General features: G+C 53.7%; 2 rRNA genes. Both read right to left on the bottom strand.

Annotated elements, in window-relative coordinates:
- Positions 1 to 15 precede the first annotated feature (15 nt).
- Positions 16 to 130: ribosomal RNA gene (rrf, locus tag ACXAIA_RS20530) — 5S ribosomal RNA — on the bottom strand.
- A gap of 133 nt (positions 131 to 263) precedes the next feature.
- Positions 264 to 3,009 (bottom strand): 23S ribosomal RNA (locus ACXAIA_RS20525).
- Positions 3,010 to 3,101: the final 92 nt, after the last annotated feature.

Here is a 3,101-nt window from a genome sequence, read left to right as displayed (position 1 = left end):
TGCTGTATTTGGAAGGCCCGGCGGTGACCTACTCTCCCGTGCCTTAAGACAAAGTACCATCGGCGCAGGCTGGTTTCACTTCTGAGTTCGGGAAGGGATCAGGTGGTTCCCGGCCGCTATGGCCACCGGGCCGTCCAAACACAGCGAAGAGATCGGAGATCTTATGAGATCGTGATGTATGCGAACTATTTATTGTTGTGACGTATTGGTCTTGCTGATTTTACCGCTGCGCAAGTCATATTGCAGATCAGTAGCAAGAGGGATCAATCAAGCCGATCGATCAATTAGTACTGGTTAGCTTCACGTGTTGCCACGCTTCCACACCCAGCCTATCAACCTGGTGGTCTTCCAGGGATCTGATAGGGATACCTAGTCTTGAAGGGGGCTTCCCGCTTAGATGCTTTCAGCGGTTATCCCTTCCGCACTTAGCTACCCGGCGATGCTCCTGGCGGAACAACCGGTACACCAGAGGTGCGTCCATCCCGGTCCTCTCGTACTAGGGACAGCTCTTCTCAAGTATCCTACGCCCACGGCAGATAGGGACCGAACTGTCTCACGACGTTCTAAACCCAGCTCACGTACCACTTTAATTGGCGAACAGCCAAACCCTTGGGACCTGCTCCAGCCCCAGGATGTGATGAGCCGACATCGAGGTGCCAAACACTCCCGTCGATGTGGACTCTTGGGGAGTATCAGCCTGTTATCCCCGGCGTACCTTTTATCCGTTGAGCGATGGCCCTTCCACGCGGGACCACCGGATCACTATGACCGACTTTCGTCTCTGCTCGACTTGTCAGTCTCGCAGTCAGGCAGGCTTTTGCCATTGCACTCTTAAGCTGATGTCCGACCAGCCTGAGCCTACCATCGCGCGCCTCCGTTACTCTTTGGGAGGCGACCGCCCCAGTCAAACTACCCGCCATGCAGGGTCCCGGATCCGGATAACGGACCTCGGTTAGATATCAGGAAGCAAAAGGGTGGTATCTCAAAGGTGGCTCCACCATGGCTGGCGCCATGGCTTCAAAGCCTCCCACCTATTCTGCACATTCACATCCTGATACCACTGCAAAGCTGTAGTAAAGGTGCACGGGGTCTTTCCGTCTGACCGCGGGTACTCCGCATCTTCACGGAGAATTCAATTTCGCTGAGTTGGTGTTGGAGACAGTGGGGAAGTCGTTACGCCATTCGTGCAGGTCGGAACTTACCCGACAAGGAATTTCGCTACCTTAGGACCGTTATAGTTACGGCCGCCGTTTACCGGGGCTTCAATTCGGTGCTTGCACACCTCCTCTTAACCTTCCGGCACCGGGCAGGCGTCAGACCCTATACGTCGTCTTGCGACTTCGCAGAGCCCTGTGTTTTTAGTAAACAGTCGCCACCCCCTAGTCTGTGCCCCCCCCATGAAGTTGCCTTCATGGAGGGCCCCCTTCTCCCGAAGTTACGGGGGCAATTTGCCGAGTTCCTTCAACACCATTCTCTCAAGCGCCTTGGTATATTCAACCTGCCCACCTGTGTCGGTTTGGGGTACGGTCCATATGTGAGAGTTATTTCCTGGACCTCCTTGGCAGCTTCTCCAATCCAATAAGGAAAAACTACTTCCAGAGGCCGTCACTTCTCACGGGTACAGGAATATTAACCTGTTTCCCATCGACTACGCATTTCTGCCTCGTCTTAGGGGCCGACTCACCCTGCGCGGATTGGCCTTGCGCAGGAACCCTTGGGCTTTCGGCGAGGGAGGTTCTCACTCCCTTTATCGCTACTCATGTCAGCATTCTCGCTTCCGATACCTCCAACATGCCTTACGGCACATCTTCACAGGCTTACGGAACGCTCCGCTACCACTTGTCAAAGACAAGTCCGCAGTTTCGGTGTGTGGCTTGAGCCCCGGTACATCTTCGGCGCGGGACAGCTTATTTAGACCAGTGAGCTGTTACGCTTTCTTTAAACGATGGCTGCTTCTAAGCCAACGTCCTGGTTGTCTTGGCCGTCCTACATCCTTTCCCACTTAGCCACAACTTTGGGACCTTAACTGGCGGTCTGGGCTGTTTCCCTCTCGACCACGGACCTTAGCACCCGTAGTCTGTCTGCCAGATAGTACTCTTCGGTATTCGGAGTTTGATTAGGTTTGGTAAGCCGGTAAGGCCCCCTAGCCCATTCAGTGCTCTACCCCCGAAGGTATTCGTCTGACGCTCTACCTAAATAGATTTCGCGGAGAACCAGCTATCTCCAGGTTTGATTGGCCTTTCACCCCTAACCACAAGTCATCCCCGTCTTTTTCAACAGACGTGGGTTCGGTCCTCCAGTGACTGTTACATCACCTTCAACCTGCTCATGGCTAGATCACCTGGTTTCGGGTCTAATCCCACAAACTTTGGTCGCCCTATTAAGACTCGCTTTCGCTGCGCCTACACCTATCGGCTTAAGCTTGCTTGTAAGACTAACTCGCTGACCCATTATGCAAGAGGTACGCTGTCACACCATAAAGGTGCTCCAACTGCTTGTAGGCATCCGGTTTCAGGAACTATTTCACTCCCCTTATCGGGGTGCTTTTCACCTTTCCCTCACGGTACTGGTACACTATCGGTCGTCAAGGAGTACTTAGGCTTGGAGGGTGGTCCCCCCATGTTCAGACAGGATTTCACGTGTCCCGCCCTACTCGAGGACTTATGCAATTTCTACCCGTACGGGGCTATCACCCACTATGGCCGACCTTTCCAGATCGTTCCGGTTCTTATGCATAAGCCACTGGCCTGGTTCGCGTTCGCTCGCCGCTACTAGCGAAGTCTCGGTTGATGTCCTTTCCTCCGGTTACTGAGATGTTTCAGTTCACCGGGTTCGCCTCCTGCCGCTATGTATTCACGACAGGATCACCCTATTGGGTGGGGTTTCCCCATTCAGAAATCTACGGGTCAAAGCCTGCTCTCGGCTCACCGTAGCTTATCGCAGAGTGCCACGTCTTTCATCGCCTCTTGACGCCAAGGCATCCACCAGATGCCCTTATTATGCTTGAGAGATCCCTCAGCTAACTGTTCTGCGGCTTGCGCAGGGGTAAAACCTGCAAAACCACATCACAACTAGTTCGCGATCACGTTCTTTCGTTGCGA

The organism is Thalassospira sp. ABL2_045, assembly GCF_056161285.1.
The sequence above is the reverse complement of the archived record's forward strand: the minus strand, read 5'-3'. Positions and strand labels throughout refer to the sequence as shown.